This is a genomic window from Dietzia sp. NPDC055877 (assembly GCF_053615975.1).
Genome location: NZ_JBSHCV010000003.1, coordinates 45,069 through 61,005 on the forward strand (window position 1 = coordinate 45,069; position 15,937 = coordinate 61,005).

Genomic DNA, 15,937 nt, shown 5'->3' on the forward strand with positions numbered 1-15,937 from the left:
AGATCCGGGACGGGGCCGCGCGAGGAGAGACGGGTGGACGGCGATGACGACACGAGGCCGAACCGGAGACGACGGTCGGGACGAGCGGGAGCGGGTGGTGATCAGTTCGCCGGAGGAGATGATCGCCTCCGTCCCGGCGATGCTCGGTTTTCCTCCACCCCCGGGGTCAGTCGTGCTGGTGGGCGGGAGGATGTCCGACGGCGGCAACGCGCCGGTCATGCGGGTGGATGTGCCCGGGCTCCAGGACGAGGACACGATCGCCCCCACGGAGGGCGAGTTGTTCGATGAACCCGGTCTCGATGCTCCGGACGGGGAGCCGGGGCTGGTCGGCAGGATCGATCCGGGCCCGGCCCAGAGCCTGGCTCAGTTCTGCGCGCGGGAAGGGGTCCGGTCCGTGCACCTGATCGTGGTGCGGGAGGACTGCATCGACGGGCATCTCGCCGCTCAGCGGGCGATGGACGCTGCGGCCGCGTTCGACTACTGGCTGGGGTTGGCGGGCACGGAGGTCGTCAACGCCTTCGGGGTGGAGGAGTTCGCGGCGGGTGCCCCGTGGGTGGATCTGTTCGGGATGGTCCGGGGAATCCAACTCGATCCCGACGCCACGCATCTGGCTGCGGTGTACGCGTTCCAGGGACGGTCGGTCGCGGCATCGAGGAGCGACATCGAGCGCCTGTACCTGACCCGCGACCCGGACGCGAGGGACACGGATGGAGGCGGCACCGATGCAGCGGCGACGGCGGGGACGTCCGCGCTGGTGGCGCGGCACGACTCCGCCGCCGCGCGCCTGGGAACCGGGGAGCGGGTCGACGACAACGAGCTTGCCGTGATCGGACGCGGCCTGCTGTCGATCGACGTCCGTGACGAGGTCTATCGGAACCTGGCCCAGCGCCCACTGACCGACGACGACGGCCGCCGCCTGCTCTGGTGGGCCCTGGCTCGTCGACGACCCCCGAAGGAGCGTTCGGTGGCTCTGCTCCTCCTCGGTGCCGCGGCCTACTTCGCGGGAAGTGGCGTCCATGCGAACGCCGCACTCTCCGCAGCGGTGACGGCCGATGGCGCGAATTCGCTGGCGCGGCTCATCCTGAACGGTCTGATCGAAGGGATCGCACCGGAACGCCTCAGGCAGGTGGCGGCTGCATGAGGAGCTCGCGGCGCCGGATCAGGGCAGCGGTGAGAGGGGAGGGGCCGTGACGAGATGCTGACAGGCGGGGCCTGCCGCAGGGGCTCCGCGTCGACTGGTTCGCGCACAGCCCGCCCGGCACTGATCTTCCGGGTGCTCGGCGGGCTGTGCGTGCGTGCTCGTGTCGCTCGCCGTCAGCGGCGGTGTCGTCAACGAGCAGCCGAGTGAGCGCGATCTCCGAGCGCCTCGGTGAACTTCCATGCATCCTCGACGACCGTGCGTAGATCGGTACGGCCGGGCGTCCAGCCGAGCTCGGTGATCGCCCTGGCGCTGGACGCGACCAACACCGCGGGATCTCCGGCCCGTCGAGGCGCGATGACGTCCGGGATCGGGCGGCCCGTGACCTCGCGACAGACGTCGATGACCTCACGCACCGAGAACCCCTCGCCACTACCGAGGTTGAGGATCCGGTGGACACCCGGGGAGTTGGACTCGAGGGCGAGGACGTGCGCATCGGCGAGATCTGCGACATGGATGTAGTCGCGGATGCAGGTGCCGTCCGGGGTGGGCCAGTCGTCACCGAACACCTTGATGTCCTCGCGGTGTCCGAGCGCGACCTGCAGAACCAGCGGGATGAGGTGGGTCTCCACGACGCGGTTCTCGCCCGCGGCCCCGTAGGCGCCGGCCACGTTGAAGTATCGCAGGCTGGTCGCCGCCAGCCCGTGGGCCGCGGCGTACGAGCTGATCGCGTGATCGATCGCGAGCTTGGTCGCCCCATAGGTGTTGGTGGGCCTCGTCGGCATGTCCTCGGTGATCGGTACCTGCTCGGGCTCGCCGTAGGTCGCCGCGGTGGAGGAGAAGACGAGGTTCCCGACGCCGGCGGTGCGCATCGCATCGAGCAGCGTCAATGAGGTGACGACATTGCCCTGCCAGTACTCGCCGGGCTTCTCCACCGACTCGCCCACGAGGGAGCGAGCCGCGAAATGCAGGACCCCGTCGAAGGACGGGTCGAGGACGTCCCCGACGCTCTCGGCGACATCGCCTTCGATGAAGGTCGCGCCCTCGGGGACACCCTCACGATTGCCGGTCGACAGGTCGTCGAGGATCACCACCTCGTGACCGCGCTCGACGAGGACGGTGGCGCAGACCCCGCCGACGTATCCGGCGCCGCCGGTGACGAGGAGCTTCACGGGAGGAGCTCGACCTGGATCGCGTGGGCATGATCCCCGTCGATCTCCACTGTGTGACCGGACCCGGAGTTGAGCTCCACGAGGTGCCCGCGACGGGTGGCGGTGACGGTCTTGAGGGGCTCAACGCCGGTGGCCCGGAACTCGGAGATGAGCTCGGTGTCGATCTGGACGTTCTCGCCGATCGCCTGGATGCGCACCTGGTGGGGCACGTCGGGTTCGAGTTCCGAGAGTCGGATGTACGTCAGTTCCTCACCCGTCGCGGAGCTGTACCCGATCCGCTCGAGACCGGGGATGGGGTTGCCGTACGGGGAGGTACGGGGATCGTCGAGCACCTCGATGAGGCGACGCTCGACGTCGTCACTCATGACGTGTTCCCATCGACACGCCTCGGAGTGCACCTTCTCCAGTTCCAGTCCGATCACATCGACCAGGAGCCTTTCGGCGAGGCGGTGCTTACGCATCACGTCCACCGCGAGCTCCCGGCCGTGGGGAGTGAGCTGGAGATGGCGATCCGGGGCCACCAGCACAAGCCCGTCCCGCTCCATGCGCGCGACCGTCTGGCTCACGGTCGGGCCACTCTGCTCGAGGCGCTCGGCGATCCGCGCACGCAGCGGGATGACCCCTTCCTCCTCCAGCTCGTAAATGGTGCGGAGGTACATCTCGGTGGTGTCCACCAGGTCCTTCACGCTGCAGTCCTCCGAGTCGAAAAGCCGGTAGAGAGATTGTCCTACTGATCCGCGGGCGACCCGCGCCCGTGGATCTCGTCGGCACCGAGCCTACCGTCGCGGCACCGACCGGGGTGGAGCGCTCTCAAACCCGGGCCGCACCGCAGTACGTTGCGTAGATTCGCGGGTGACGCAGACCTCGGTTCAAGCCGGGGAGGCGAGGCCGGGAACCACCCGGCGGAAACGGGAGGACGGTGACCATGACGGGCATCCGGGACGGAGTCGCGGCGGGGGTGGTGTGGAGTCCGTCGTTGTTGGAATACCGCCACTCGGCGGACCACCCGATGAGTCCGAGGCGACTTGATCTGACGATGTCGCTGGCCACCGAGCTCGGTGTTCTCCAGGGAGTGGAGCTGATCGATCCCGGATCGGCGACGGACGAGGAGCTTCTCCGCGTCCATACCTCGCGATATATCGACTCGGTCATAGCCGCCGGCGATCTGCCGCCCGGTGAGCACGTGGGAATGAGTCACGGGCTGGGAACCGCCGACAACCCGACGTTCCCGGGGATGCACGAGGCCAGCGCGGCTGTGGCCGGTGGAACACTCGCCGCGGCGCGCGCGATCGCGGACGGTGTCGCCACGCGGGCGGTGTCGGTCGCGGGTGGGATGCACCATGCGATGCCGGCTGCCGCCGCCGGCTTCTGCGTGTACAACGACGCCGCGGTGGCGATCAGCTGGTTGCTCGACAACGGCTACGACCGCGTCGCCTATGTCGATATCGACGTCCACCACGGCGACGGGGTCCAGACCGCCTTCTACGAGGATCCGCGGGTTCTCACGGTCTCGTTGCACCAGCACCCCGCCACGCTGTGGCCCTCGACGGGCTGGGCGTCCGAGACCGGCGTGGGCCGGGCCGAGGGCATGTCCGTCAACCTCGCCTATCTGCCCGCTGTCACCGATCCGCTGTGGCTACGCGGTTTCCATGCCGTGGTGCCCGGGCTGTTGCGGGCATTCGAGCCGCAGATCATCGTCCTGCAGGCCGGATGCGACTCGCACCGCGAGGACCCGCTCGCGGACCTGTCGCTCAGCGTCGACGGGCATCGTCGGTCCTATCTGGACATGGTCGCGTTGGCGGACGAGATCTGCGAGGGTCGGCTCATCGCGATCGGGGGCGGCGGGTACGAGCTGGTCCGGGTGGTCCCGAGGTCGTGGACCCACCTGATCGGGGCCGTGCTCGGTGTGCCGGTGGACCCGGACACCGTAGTGCCGGAATCGTGGCGGACGATGGCCGGCCGACTCACCGTGCCGGACCGGGTGCCGCAGTCCATGAGCGACGGGGAGATCCCGGAGTACACCCCGTGGGAGCCGGCCGGGGCCGACCGGGGTGTCGAGATCGACCGGTCGCTGGCTCGACTGGACCAGTCCATCCTCGATACCAGGCGCTCGGTGTTCCCACTGCACGGGCTCGACCCCGACGATCCGAGGGACTGACCCCATGGGTGACCGCCCCGTGGTCAACCCGCACGACGACCATTGACCGACCGATGAACTCCGCCCCTGGAGGACCACACATGGCGCACCCCGGAGACACTCCGACCGGCGATCCGATGAACCAGACCTCCACGACCGGTGGGCCCCCGGCGGTGGAACCCCCGGAGCACGCCTCGACCGACACCTCGGTGGACGTCTACCCGGACGGGTATCCACACGAGTGGGCGGCCGACGTCCTCGGCTCCGACGGCCGAGCGGTCCGGGTCCGGCCGATCCTCCCCGAGGACGCCGAGAAGATCTCGCGATTCCACACGAGCTTGTCAGAACGGACCCGCTACCTGCGGTATTTCGGATCGCGGGATGTTCTCTCGGATCGGGAACTCCGGCGGATGACCAACGTGGACTACCGCGATCGGATGGCGTTCGTGGCGGAGCTCGGTGCGGAGATCATCGGGATCGCGATCTACGAGCGGCTACCCGACTCGACGTTCGCGGAGGTCGCGTTCACCATCTCGGACCAGCACCAGGGCCGGGGCCTGGGGTCGATCTTCCTCGAACATCTGGCCGGCGCGGCCGCGGAGTGCGGTATCGACCATTTCGAGGCTGAGGTCCTGTCGGAGAACCGCTCGATGATCCAGGTCTTCCGTAGGGCCGGGTACGAGATCTCACGGTCGTTCGACGGCTCGACCCTGCACCTGGAATTCGCCATCGACCCGACCGAGGCGCTGACCAACGTCCGGAACTCCCGCGAGGCTGCGGCCGAGTCGCGAAGCGTCGCCCGGGTTCTCAACCCCGCGTCGGTGGCCGTGATCGGAGCGTCGGACCAGGTCGGCAAGATCGGCCACACGGTCCTGCGAAACCTCATCGCCAACGGGTTTTCCGGGCCGGTGTACCCGGTCAACTCGGACGCCAACTCGGTGCAGTCGGTACGCGCCTACGCGAGCGTCCGGGACATCCCGGATCCGGTGGACCTCGCGGTGGTCGCCGTCCCGGCCGCGTCGATGTCGGAGGTCCTCGACGACTGCCTGTCCAAGGGCGTGTCGACCCTCGTCGTCATCTCGGCGGGGTTCTCCGACGTCGGAAGTGCGGGAGTCGTTTCGGAGCGGCGTCTCGTGAGCGAGGCGCGCGCGCACGGCATGCGCGTGGTCGGACCGAACGCGCTGGGCGTGATCAACACCTCCTCCGACGTCCAGCTCAACGCGACCCTGGCGGAACTGGTCCCCGGCCCCGGACGGGTGGGGTTCTTCTGCCAGTCCGGTGCTCTGGGGATCACGATCCTCGCCGCGGCGGCACGGCGTCGGCTCGGTCTGTCCACGTTCGTCTCCGCGGGAAACCGCGCCGACGTCTCGGGTAACGACCTGATGCAGTACTGGGACACCGACTCGGCCACCGAGGTGGTGTTGCTGTACCTCGAGAGCTTCGGTAACCCGCGGAAGTTCTCCCGGATCGCGCGGCGGATAGCCCGCAACAAGCCGGTCGTGGTGGTGCGGCGCGCCGCCGACGACCTCGAATCCGGCGTCGAGGGGCTCACCGCATCGGCGATCCGCGGACTCTTCCGCGACTCAGGTCTCATCCAGGTCGACTCGATCACCGACATGTTCGACACCGCGACGCTCCTCGCGTATCAGCCGCTACCCGCCGGTGGTCGGCTGGGGATCGTCGGGAACTCGTCGGCCGTGGCTCGCCTCGGTGGTGACTCGGCGCGGTTGCAGGGCTTCACCGTCGCCCATTCGGTCGATCTCGGGGCCGGAGCGAACCCGGAGGAGTTCCGGACCGCGATCTCCGACGCCCTCGACCGTGATGAGGTGGACTCCGTTCTGACGGTCTTCGTACCGCCTGTGGCCACGGAACCGGACAAGTTCGCCGAGGCCATCCGTGCCGCCGCTGCGGAGAGCGAGAAGCCCGTCGTCAGTACGTTCCTCGCCGGGGAGGGTCTTCCGGAGGGGCTGACCGTGACCGATGAGTCCGGCGTCGCCTCGCGCGGATCCATCCCCTCGTATCCGTACCCGGAGCGAGCGGTGTCCGCGCTGGTGCGGGCCCGACGCTACGCCGAATGGCTGGATCGCCCCGCAGAGGAACCCGCCGAGTTCGAGGACATCGACCGCGTGCGTGCCCGCGAACTCGTCGACTCGCTGTGCCACCTCAACGCCGGTACCGACTCGTTCGAGCTCACGCAGGGCCAGGTGCGGGCGCTACTCGAGTGCTACGGCATCGACATCGTCGACTACCGCGTCGCCACCGACGTCGAGCAGGCCGTGATGGCCGCCGACGAACTCGGGTACCCGGTCGCGGTGAAGGCGATGAGCGAGAAATGGCGCACCCGGAGCGATCAGTCCGGGGTCCGGCTCGATCTGGCCGACGCCGGCGCCGTCCGGCACGCGTTCGACTACCTGCAGTCCTCCACCGGGTCGCGCTCACTTCACGTGCAGAAGATGGCCACCAAGGGAGTCGCCGTCACGATCCGGGTCGCCGACCATCCGATCTTCGGGTCGCTGATCTCGTTCGGGCTGTCCGGGCTGCTCTCGGACCTCCTCGCGGACCGGGCCTTCAGCACCCTGCCGATCTCCCCGACGGAGGCCGCGGCATTGCTCGACCGGCCCCGGGCGGCCCCGATCCTGGACGGGTACGCGGGCGACACCCCGGCGGACCGGGGGGCGCTCGTCGACCTCATGGGACGAGTGTCCTGCCTGGCCGAGGATGTACCGGAGATGCGCAAGCTCTCGCTGGATCCGGGGCTGGCCACGCCCAGCGGTCTGTCCGTGCTCTTCGCGAGCGTGCAGCTCGGGCCTCCGCCGTTGTTCAGCGGCGACGAAGGACCGCGCCGACTTCGCTAGAACCAGTCCGCACCGGAAGCGGCCCGCAGACGACGAAACGGCCCCGCCTCCGGGGCCGTTTCGGGTCGATGGGGTCCTACGCGGCCCCGGCACCGGAGCCACGACCTCGTGGCGTCAACGTCTTGGTCGCGACGTCGTGGCCGCTACGCGGTCCGCGGTATCAGACGGCGTACGACCGCAGCTTGTCAGCGCGGCGGCCCTCGCGGAGCTTGGCCATGACCTCGCGCTCGATCTGACGCACGCGCTCACGGGACAGGCCGAAGCGCTTGCCGATCTGGTCGAGGGTCCGCGGCTGACCGTCATTGAGGCCGAAACGCAGCGTGATGACCTGCTGCTCACGCTCCTCGAGCGTGGCCAGGACGGCGCGGACATCCGAGTGCATGACGTTGGTCACGACCGTGTTCTCGGCGCTGGTCGCCTCGGCGTCCTCGATGAAGTCGCCCAGCGGCGCCTCTTCGTCCGCACCCACCGGCATGTCCAGGCTGACCGGGTCGCGCGAATGGTCGAGGAGCTCCTCGATCTTGTGCGCGGGGATGCCCGACTCCTCGGCGAGCTCCTCCAGGGTCGACTCGCGGCCGAGCTGCTGGTGCAGCTCACGCTTGATCCGCGCCAGCTTGTTCACCTGCTCGACGAGATGCACCGGAAGCCGGATGGTGCGCGACTGGTCGGCCATACCGCGGGTGATGGCCTGGCGGATCCACCACGTGGCGTAGGTCGAGAACTTGAACCCCTTGGCGTAGTCGAACTTCTCCATCGCGCGGATCAGCCCGAGGTTGCCCTCCTGGATGAGATCGAGGAGCGGCATCCCACGGCCCGTGTAGCGCTTGGCCAGGGAGACCACCAGACGAAGGTTGGCCTCGAGGAGGTGGGCGCGGGCGGCCTCGCCCTCCCGGACGATGGTCGCGAGATCGGCCTTCTTGACGGGGCCCAGGCGCTTCTTGGTGGCCAGCAGATGCTTGGCGTACAGACCGGCCTCGATGCGCTTCGACAGCTCCACCTCGTCCTCGGCGTTGAGCAGGGCGGTCTTGCCGATCCCGTTGAGGTAGACGCGGACCAGGTCGGCGCTGGGGCTCTGGCCGTCCGAATCCGCCTCCGTCCGATGGTCCGAACGGGTGGTGGCTGACGTCATGTCTCCTCCTCCTGCCTTGCCCGGGGGGTGGGCCGGCGGTCGGTCGCTGGTGGACGGATCAGGATCGTGTCCGTATTCCGGTCACGTACACCTACAACGGCAGAGGTACCGGGAATGTTCCCGGGTGGATGATTTCGGTCACGACATGTGGCGGAATGAAATACCCGTCACCGTGAATTCCGGGTTTCGATGAGCAGCGTGAACGGGCCGTCGTTGACCGAGCGCACCTGCATCATCGCGCCGAAGACCCCGGTCGAGACCTCGAGCCCGCGGTCACGAAGACCGCGCACCACGGCCGCCACAGCCAGCTCGGCCACCTCACCGGGTGCGGCCCGGGACCATGACGGGCGCCGCCCCTTGGCTGTCGAACCCATCAGCGTGAACTGGCTGACCACCAGGACCGGGGCGCCGACCTCGACCGCGCTCGTCTCCTCACGCAGGATCCGCAACTCCGCGATCTTGCGGACCATCGTGTCGATGTCCGCCTCGTCGTCGTCGTTCGATACCCCCAACAGCACCAACAGCCCCGGGCCGGGGAGGGCGCCCACCACGGCGTCGTCGACCGTGACCGACGCCTCGGTGACCCGCGAGACCACGGCCCTCACCCGTCGGCCCCCGGCGATGACGCGCCCTCCGGGGCGTCGGCGGGGGACGATCCCCCGGGAGCCGCGGCCTCGGCCCCCGGCGGCAACAAACCGGGGACCCCGGCGGGTACGAGGAAGCCGTGCAGGAACAGGTCGACGACCACCCGACGTACCGGCGCCGCGAGTTCGTCCGGATCGGCGCCCGCCGCCGCGCCCGCGAGGATCACCAGATCCGCCAACGATAGGGCGCCAGTCCGCGCGCCCCGCAGCACCGTGGCGGTGAACTGATCGATCTCGTGTCGCCACCGCGCGCCGGTGACCCGCTCGACCACGACGGTGGCGGGACCCGCCGGCAGGCCGTCCGGGCCGGTGGGCGCCAAGGACTCCGACACGTGCAGATGGACGTCGGGGGAGACGGTGAACACGGTCCGGTCCAGCGCGACGTCCTCGCTGCCATGACGGTGCGCGGCCTCGCGCAGCCACGCGGTGCGGGCGAAATAGGCCTCCGCCTCGTCGCCCAGGCCCGCGTCGAAGGGGTGCGTCAGGTCCTCACACAGCACCGACGACGGGCCGTCGATGCGTCGCAGATACACGTAACCGAACCCGATGCCCGCCACGCCCTCGTCACGGAAGTGGTCCAGCCAGGCGTCGGCCGCCTTCCACGTGGACTCGTCGCGCGGGTCCATCCCCTCGTCGGTCAACCATGTCCACGCGTAGAGGCCCGGATCGGACGAGTCCCTGCGGAGGAACCAGGCATCGACCCCGTCGGCCGGCACCCACGCGGCCACATGCGAACGCCAGTCCACGTCCTCCCGCTCGACCCAGGACGCCAGCAGGATCGCCGTCCCGCCCTCGGCGAGATGTTCCGGAGCGCCGGACACGACCGTCCGACTGGCGCCGTCGAGTGCGAGCCCCGACTCCCGGTACGAGTGACCCATCTCGGACGGGCCCACCACGAACGGCGGGTTGGCGACGATCCGGTCGAAAGTCCGCCCGGCGACGGGGCCGAACCACGGGCCCCGGACGAGCTCGGCCTCCATCGCGTTGATCGCCAGAGTCGCCTCCGCCAACTCGAGGCACCGCGGGGTGATGTCCGTGCCGGTCCCGGCCTCGCCGGACTCGAGCGCGTGCACCAACTGGATGCCGCAGCCCGTTCCCAGATCAAGAACGGAACCGGCGGGGGAGGTGGGCGTGATCCGCAGGAGGGACAGCGTGGCCTGGCCCACGCCGAGCACGTGGTCCGGCCGGGTCCCGGTGCGGACCATCGACCCGTCGACGTCAGAGAACACCCAGCGGGTCCCGTGGCCGGTGTCGACGGGACGGAGGTCGACGAGTGCCTGCACCGCGCCGTCGTCACCGACGGACCACAGGCCCGCCCCGATGCCGGCCCCGAGGTCGACCTCCGGGAGCAGTTCGGTGACCACAGCGCGGGGGAGCGCATCACCCAACACGAACAGACGCACCAGCGCGCCGGCCGCGCCGGAGTTCCGGGCGTGGCGCCGGACGACCGCAGCGTCCGAGCGGGCGAGCGCCGAGACGGCCTCCTGTCCCAGGGCCCGCTCCAGCCCCGGAACCGTGTACCCGTGCTCGCGGAACGCCGCGGCCAGAAAGGGGGCGAGAACCGCGAGGGAGTCGGTGGAACGGGTCACGGGTTCAGGGTCGCTTTCGTCAGTGGTCGCCGCTGGTGGGTTCGTCGGTGTCACCGGTGTCGTCGGCCTCATCGGCCTCATCGGCGTCCTCGGGGCCATCGGTGTCGGCCTCGCCGTCGCCGTGGGGGTCGGTGTGGGCATCGGTGGTCTTGCCCGTCAACCCGGACGGCAGGGCCACCGTCCGCGGCGCGGACAGGCGCCCCGCGTTATAGGTGCGGGCCTGCTGCTTGGGGAGCGGCGGGCGATCGTTGGCGCCGATCACGGCGATCCACGGGATCGGGATCGATCCCGCGACGATCGCCAGCGCGATCCACGGGTTGTTCCAGAGCGCGAGCGCACCCGCAGCGAGCAACAGTGCCGGGATCCGGACACTCATCAACAGGAAATACCGCTTCTTCCGGGCCGCGAGTTCGTCCTGGTACGACTGTCGCGCCCCGGTGATGAGGACGGGGCTCGAGGTGTCGTCCCGATCCCCGGACCGCTTTCGTCGGAAGTCGGGTGCCATGGACCCCAAGGTACTCCGGGGTGCGCGCTGGAGCGTTGGCGCGGTGACGGCCGGGTGCGGCATCATGAGGGGGTGAGCACCACCCGGACCAAGACACTCGAGCGTCCCGAGGTCACTACGACCGAGGAGACGGAGGACGACGCCCCGAAGTTCTTCCACTACGTGGACAAGAGCAAGATCGCCGAGAGCGCGGTCATGGGAACCTACGTGATCGCCCTGTGCGGTGAGGTCTTCCCGGTCACCCGCTCGGCCAAGCCCGGTTCTCCGGTATGCCCGGAGTGCAAGCGCGTCTACGAGACCCTGAAGCCTGGTGAGTGATCCCGGAGCGGTCCCGGGCACCGAGGAACTGACCGCAGAACCCATCACCCCGCCGGCCGGCGGGCCGTCGCTGCGCGCCTGGCAGCGCACAGCCCTGCGCAAGTACCTCATGGCCCGGCCCAAGGACTTCCTCGCCGTGGCCACGCCGGGTGCCGGCAAGACGACGTTCGGCCTCCGGGTCGCCAACGAGTTGCTGGCGGACCGGACCGTCGACACGATCACGGTCGTCGCGCCGACCGAACACCTGAAGTACCAGTGGGCGGCCTCCGCGGCCCGTGCCGGGATCGCGTTGGACCCCGAGTACAGCAACTCCTCGGGGGCACTCGCTCCCGAGTTCCACGGTGTGGTGGTGACCTACGCGCAGGTCGCAGCGCACCCGTTCAAGCATCGCGGGCGCACCACGGCACGCCGCACACTGGTGATCCTCGACGAGATCCACCACGGCGGTGACGCGAAGAGTTGGGGCGACGGTATCCGCGAGGCGTTCGAGGACGCCGAGCGCCGCCTCTCGCTGACGGGGACACCGTTCCGCTCGGACGACAGTCCGATCCCGTTCGTCACCTACGAGCCCGACGGTCAGGGTCATCAGCGTTCGAAGGCCGACCACGCCTACGGCTACGCCGACGCGCTGGCCGACGGCGTCGTCCGTCCCGTCGTCTTCCTGGCCTACTCCGGTGAAGCGCGCTGGCGTTCCAACGCCGGCGAGGAGTTCTCGGCCCGCCTCGGTGAGCCGCTCAGCGCGGACCAGATGTCCCGGGCCTGGCGAGTCGCGCTCGACCCGCACGGCGACTGGATGCCGGCGGTTCTGCAGGCGGCCCACACCCGGCTGCGCCAGATCCGCGCGGGCGGTGTTCCGGACGCCGGCGGCCTGGTGATCGCCACCGATCAGGAGCGCGCGCGGGAGTATGCGGCGTTGCTGACCGAGATCACCGGCAAGCCGCCGACGGTGGTCCTGTCCGACGACCCGACGGCATCGAGCCGGATCGGTGCCTTCTCGGATTCGACCGACGAGTGGATGGTTGCCGTCCGCATGGTCTCGGAGGGCGTCGACGTGCCCCGACTCAGTGTGGGCGTCTATGCCACCAGCGCCTCCACCCCGCTGTACTTCGCCCAGGCCATCGGGCGGTTCGTGCGTTCGCGGCGCCCGGGGGAGACCGCCTCGGTGTTCCTGCCGTCGGTGCCTGTGTTGTTGAAGCTCGCCTCGGAGATGGAGGCCCAGCGCGATCACGTGCTGGGTAAGCCGCATCGGGAGGAGGGGCTGGAGGACCAGCTGCTCGCCCAGGCGAACCAACAGCAGGACGAGAACACGGAGGACGAAGAGGACCGCGGCTACATCTCCCTGGGCGCGGACGCCGAGCTCGACCAGATCGTGTACGAGGGGTCTTCGTACGGCACCGCGACATTCGCCGGCAGTGAGGAGGAGGCCGACTACATCGGGCTCCCCGGCCTGCTGGGAGCGGACGACGTGAAGGCCCTTCTGCGGCAGCGGGAGAAGGAGCAGTTGAGGCATCGTTCCTCCGCGCAGGCCTCCGGGCCCGGGGCGGTGTCCGTGGTGGGCGCCGACCCCGCCGTGTCGGGAGCGACTCTGCCGGGCAACGCCGCGGGCCCCGGCGCCCACGCCGGCGCCGCCGCCGAGCGGGTCGCCTCGGCCGCCGAGCTCAAGGATCTGCGGCGCCAGCTCAACACCCTGGTCTCCGTGTACTCGGGCCGCCTGGGCAAGTCCCACGGGGCGATCCACTCCCAGCTGCGCAACGCCTGCGGTGGGCCGCCCGTGCCGATGGCCTCGACCGAGCAGATCCGCGAGAGGATCTCGACCCTGCGCAGCTGGTAGGTCCGCCGACCGGCCTCACCAAATCCAAGAAATCCGCTACTCGGATGCCCGATCCGCTACCTGCCTGCGGGTAGCGGATCGTGCGGGGGAGTAGCGGATCTCTCCGGGGCGGGTCAGTCCAGGTAGTCGCGCAGGACCTGCGAGCGCGACGGGTGCCGCAGCTTCGACATGGTCTTCGACTCGATCTGGCGGATCCGCTCGCGGGTCACGCCGTAGACCTGGCCGATCTCGTCGAGGGTCCGGGGGAGGCCGTCGGTGAGGCCGAAGCGAAGCCGGACCACGCCGGCCTCACGCTCGGAGAGCGTGTCGAGCACGGACCGCAGCTGGTCCTGCAGAAGCGTGAAGCTCACCGCGTCCACCGCGACCACGGCCTCGGAGTCCTCGATGAAGTCGCCGAGCTGCGAGTCGCCCTCGTCGCCGATGGTCTGGTCGAGCGAAATGGGCTCCCGGGCGTACTGCTGGATCTCCAGCACCTTCTCCGGGGTGATGTCCATCTCCTTGGCGAGCTCCTCCGGGGTGGGCTCGCGGCCCAGATCCTGGAGCAGCTCACGCTGGATGCGACCGAGCTTGTTGATGACCTCGACCATGTGCACCGGGATACGGATCGTGCGGGCCTGGTCGGCCATGGCGCGGGTGATGGCCTGGCGGATCCACCAGGTGGCGTATGTGGAGAACTTGTAGCCCTTGGTGTAGTCGAACTTCTCGACCGCGCGGATCAGACCGAGGTTGCCCTCCTGGATGAGGTCCAGGAACGCCATGCCACGCCCGGTGTAGCGCTTGGCCAGGGAGACGACCAGCCGGAGGTTGGCCTCGAGCAGATGGTTCTTCGCGCGGACGCCGTCCCGCTCGATCCACTTGTAGTCGCGCCGCTGAGCGGTGGTGAGCTTCTCGCCGCGCTCGGCGACCTGCGCCATCCACCACGTGGAGTACAGGCCCGCCTCGATGCGCTTGGCGAGCTCCACCTCCTCCTCGGCGTTGAGGAGGGCGACCTTGCCGATCTGCTTGAGGTATGCGCGCACGGAGTCCGCGGACGCGGTGAGCTCGGCGTCCTTGCGGGCCTGCCGCAGAGCCTCGGACTCGTCCTCGTCCCAGACGAAGTCACCGGAGGCCTTGTCCTTGGCGGAGGGCTCCTCCTTGGTTTCCTCGTCGGCCTCTTCGTCGTCCTCGACATCCTCGACCTCGACGTCTTCCAGCTCGGAGGTGTCGGGCTCGGCCTCGAGGTTCTCCGCCGACTCGTCGATCTGATCCTCGTCGACCTCGGACGTCGCCGGGGAGGTGGTCTTCTTGGCCGCCGTCTTCTTGGCGGCGGTCTTCTTCGCCGCCGTCTTTTTTGCCGCGGTCTTCTTGGCGGGGGCCTTCCTGGCCGCGGCCTTCTTCGCGGGCGCCTTCTTGGCGGCGGTCTTCTTGGCGGGGGCTGCGCCCGTGACCTCGGTGCCTGACGGATCGCCGCTCTCTGCGGGATCCGAACTGGTGGTCTTCGTGGCTGCCACAAACGCCCCTTCACAACCGGTTGCTAGATAGGAATCGGGGATCGGTGCCGCGTGCTCTGCAGACACTCGAGCCGTCCGCCTTGCGGTACCGGGCCCGTCCCCGGCCGGTACATGAGTCCGGCCTGCGCCATTGTAACGAGGAACCGGCGCGAGGGTCGCATCCGGCGGGGTTAACCGGGTCGGTCCTCGGTGACGGAGAGCGCCTCTCCGAGGTCGATGGCGCCGGAGTGCGCCGCGGCATAGAGGGCGGCACCGATGATCCCGGCGTCGTTGAGACGCACGGCCGCGCGAACGGGGGTGCGGTTCTCCAGAAGCGGGAACCACTCGTCGGCGGCCTCGCTGACCCCGCCCCCCAGCACGAATGCACGAGGCCACAGCAGGTCCTCGATCGCGCGAAGCACGTTGGACAGGTGCGGGGCCCATTCGGCGAAGGACATCTCCTCGCGCGCCCGGACGGCGCCCGACGCGAGGTGTTCGGCCTCATCGAAGCCCCGGCCGGCGATGTCCTCGATCATCAGATGGCCGAACTCGCTGTTGGGGATGAGCCGCCCGTTCATGAGCAGCGCGGAGCCGATCCCGGTTCCGATCGTGAGAAGAATCACGAGCCCGTCGACGCCCTCGCCCGCCCCGTAGTGCACCTCGGTCAGCCCGGCGGCATCGGCGTCGTTGAGCATGACGACCGTGCGCCCGGGCAGATGGCGGTCGAACAGGTCCACCACGTCGCAACCGATCCACGACTCGTCGATGTTGGGCGCGATCCTTGCGATCCCCTCGTGGATGACGGTGGGGACGGCCACCCCCACCGGCCCGTCCCAGTTGAACTCGTCGACCATCTCCCGGATCGTCGCGGCGATCGCGTCGGGGGTGGCGGGCTGCGGGGTCGGCCTGAGCAGACGGTCGCCGATCAGCTCGCCGTCGGTCAGGTTCACCCGCCCGACCTTGATGCCGGTGCCGCCCACGTCCACCCCCAGGCCGACGGGGACGGTGCCGGAGGGGTCAGAGGTGGTGTCGGCCAAGGAGGGCTCCCGGGTGCGGGCCGCGATACGCGGCGGGGATGGATCCGGCCCCGCGGGACGGGGCACGATGGGCGGTGGTCGCCCGCCCGACAGGCTATCCGCGGGGCCGGTCG

13 protein-coding genes are annotated in these 15,937 nt (G+C 69.5%); 5 read left to right on the forward strand and 8 right to left on the reverse strand.

What is annotated here, in order from left to right; translation table 11 throughout:
- The first annotated feature begins 43 nt into the window (after positions 1 to 43).
- Complete coding sequence (locus ACWGLC_RS04580; protein WP_452098780.1) at positions 44 to 1,141, forward strand: DUF4192 domain-containing protein; 1,098 nt, start codon at positions 44 to 46, stop codon at positions 1,139 to 1,141.
- 188 nt (positions 1,142 to 1,329) lie between these two features.
- Here ACWGLC_RS04580 and galE read toward each other — a convergent pair whose 3' ends face one another.
- Positions 1,330 to 2,310, reverse strand: coding sequence for a UDP-glucose 4-epimerase GalE (gene galE / locus ACWGLC_RS04585; RefSeq protein WP_452098781.1), 981 nt, complete (start codon positions 2,308 to 2,310; stop codon positions 1,330 to 1,332).
- Positions 2,307 to 2,996 carry a metal-dependent transcriptional regulator gene (locus ACWGLC_RS04590; RefSeq protein ID WP_230929027.1) on the reverse strand — a complete coding sequence of 230 codons (690 nt, stop codon included), beginning with the start codon at positions 2,994 to 2,996 and terminating at the stop codon, positions 2,307 to 2,309. The genes galE and ACWGLC_RS04590 overlap by 4 nt, the downstream gene beginning before the upstream one ends.
- A 239-nt stretch (positions 2,997 to 3,235) precedes the next feature.
- Here ACWGLC_RS04590 and ACWGLC_RS04595 point away from each other — a divergent pair, with 239 nt between their 5' ends.
- Positions 3,236 to 4,468, forward strand: coding sequence for an acetoin utilization protein AcuC (locus ACWGLC_RS04595; protein ID WP_452098782.1), 1,233 nt, complete (start codon positions 3,236 to 3,238; stop codon positions 4,466 to 4,468).
- 80 nt (positions 4,469 to 4,548) lie between these two features.
- Entirely contained in the window at positions 4,549 to 7,302 is a 2,754-nt protein-coding gene (locus ACWGLC_RS04600) for a bifunctional acetate--CoA ligase family protein/GNAT family N-acetyltransferase (protein ID WP_452098783.1), read from the forward strand.
- A gap of 160 nt (positions 7,303 to 7,462) precedes the next feature.
- Here ACWGLC_RS04600 and ACWGLC_RS04605 read toward each other — a convergent pair whose 3' ends face one another.
- The 4 genes from ACWGLC_RS04605 to ACWGLC_RS04620 form a co-directional block, all read right to left on the reverse strand.
- On the reverse strand, positions 7,463 to 8,431 hold the full coding sequence (locus tag ACWGLC_RS04605) for a sigma-70 family RNA polymerase sigma factor (protein WP_230929024.1): 969 nt from the start codon (positions 8,429 to 8,431) through the stop codon (positions 7,463 to 7,465).
- Between the two features lie 167 nt (positions 8,432 to 8,598).
- Positions 8,599 to 9,036: a D-aminoacyl-tRNA deacylase gene (gene dtd / locus ACWGLC_RS04610; protein WP_452098784.1), complete on the reverse strand. Its 438-nt coding sequence runs from the start codon at positions 9,034 to 9,036 to the stop codon at positions 8,599 to 8,601.
- Positions 9,033 to 10,664, reverse strand: coding sequence for a DUF7782 domain-containing protein (locus ACWGLC_RS04615; protein ID WP_452098785.1), 1,632 nt, complete (start codon positions 10,662 to 10,664; stop codon positions 9,033 to 9,035). Before ACWGLC_RS04615 ends, dtd begins: the two co-directional genes overlap by 4 nt.
- A gap of 19 nt (positions 10,665 to 10,683) precedes the next feature.
- Positions 10,684 to 11,169, reverse strand: a complete 486-nt coding sequence (locus ACWGLC_RS04620) for a DUF3099 domain-containing protein (protein ID WP_452098786.1) — start codon at positions 11,167 to 11,169, stop codon at positions 10,684 to 10,686.
- A gap of 72 nt (positions 11,170 to 11,241) precedes the next feature.
- Between ACWGLC_RS04620 and ACWGLC_RS04625 the strand changes: the two genes are divergently transcribed.
- On the forward strand, positions 11,242 to 11,487 hold the full coding sequence (locus ACWGLC_RS04625) for a DUF3039 domain-containing protein (RefSeq protein ID WP_230929020.1): 246 nt from the start codon (positions 11,242 to 11,244) through the stop codon (positions 11,485 to 11,487).
- Positions 11,480 to 13,318 carry a DEAD/DEAH box helicase gene (locus ACWGLC_RS04630; RefSeq protein WP_452098787.1) on the forward strand — a complete coding sequence of 613 codons (1,839 nt, stop codon included), beginning with the start codon at positions 11,480 to 11,482 and terminating at the stop codon, positions 13,316 to 13,318. The genes ACWGLC_RS04625 and ACWGLC_RS04630 overlap by 8 nt, the downstream gene beginning before the upstream one ends.
- 113 nt (positions 13,319 to 13,431) lie before the next feature.
- Here ACWGLC_RS04630 and ACWGLC_RS04635 read toward each other — a convergent pair whose 3' ends face one another.
- Positions 13,432 to 14,874 (reverse strand): RNA polymerase sigma factor, encoded by a 1,443-nt coding sequence (locus tag ACWGLC_RS04635; RefSeq protein ID WP_452098788.1) that lies wholly within the window; start codon positions 14,872 to 14,874, stop codon positions 13,432 to 13,434.
- A gap of 104 nt (positions 14,875 to 14,978) precedes the next feature.
- A complete protein-coding gene (ppgK, locus tag ACWGLC_RS04640) occupies positions 14,979 to 15,824 on the reverse strand; it encodes a polyphosphate--glucose phosphotransferase (RefSeq protein WP_452098790.1) in 846 nt (281 codons plus the stop codon).
- Between the last annotated feature and the right edge of the window lie 113 nt (positions 15,825 to 15,937).

Bases quoted from the DNA above. Each gene is read 5' to 3' on its own strand.
- ACWGLC_RS04595 (WP_452098782.1), top strand. From the start codon at position 3,236: ATGACGGGCATCCGGGACGGAGTCGCGGCGGGGGTGGTGTGGAGTCCG.
- ACWGLC_RS04605 (WP_230929024.1), bottom strand. From the start codon at position 8,431: ATGACGTCAGCCACCACCCGTTCGGACCATCGGACGGAGGCGGATTCG.
- ACWGLC_RS04580 (WP_452098780.1), top strand. From the start codon at position 44: ATGACGACACGAGGCCGAACCGGAGACGACGGTCGGGACGAGCGGGAG.
- ACWGLC_RS04600 (WP_452098783.1), top strand. From the start codon at position 4,549: ATGGCGCACCCCGGAGACACTCCGACCGGCGATCCGATGAACCAGACC.
- ACWGLC_RS04620 (WP_452098786.1), bottom strand. From the start codon at position 11,169: ATGGCACCCGACTTCCGACGAAAGCGGTCCGGGGATCGGGACGACACC.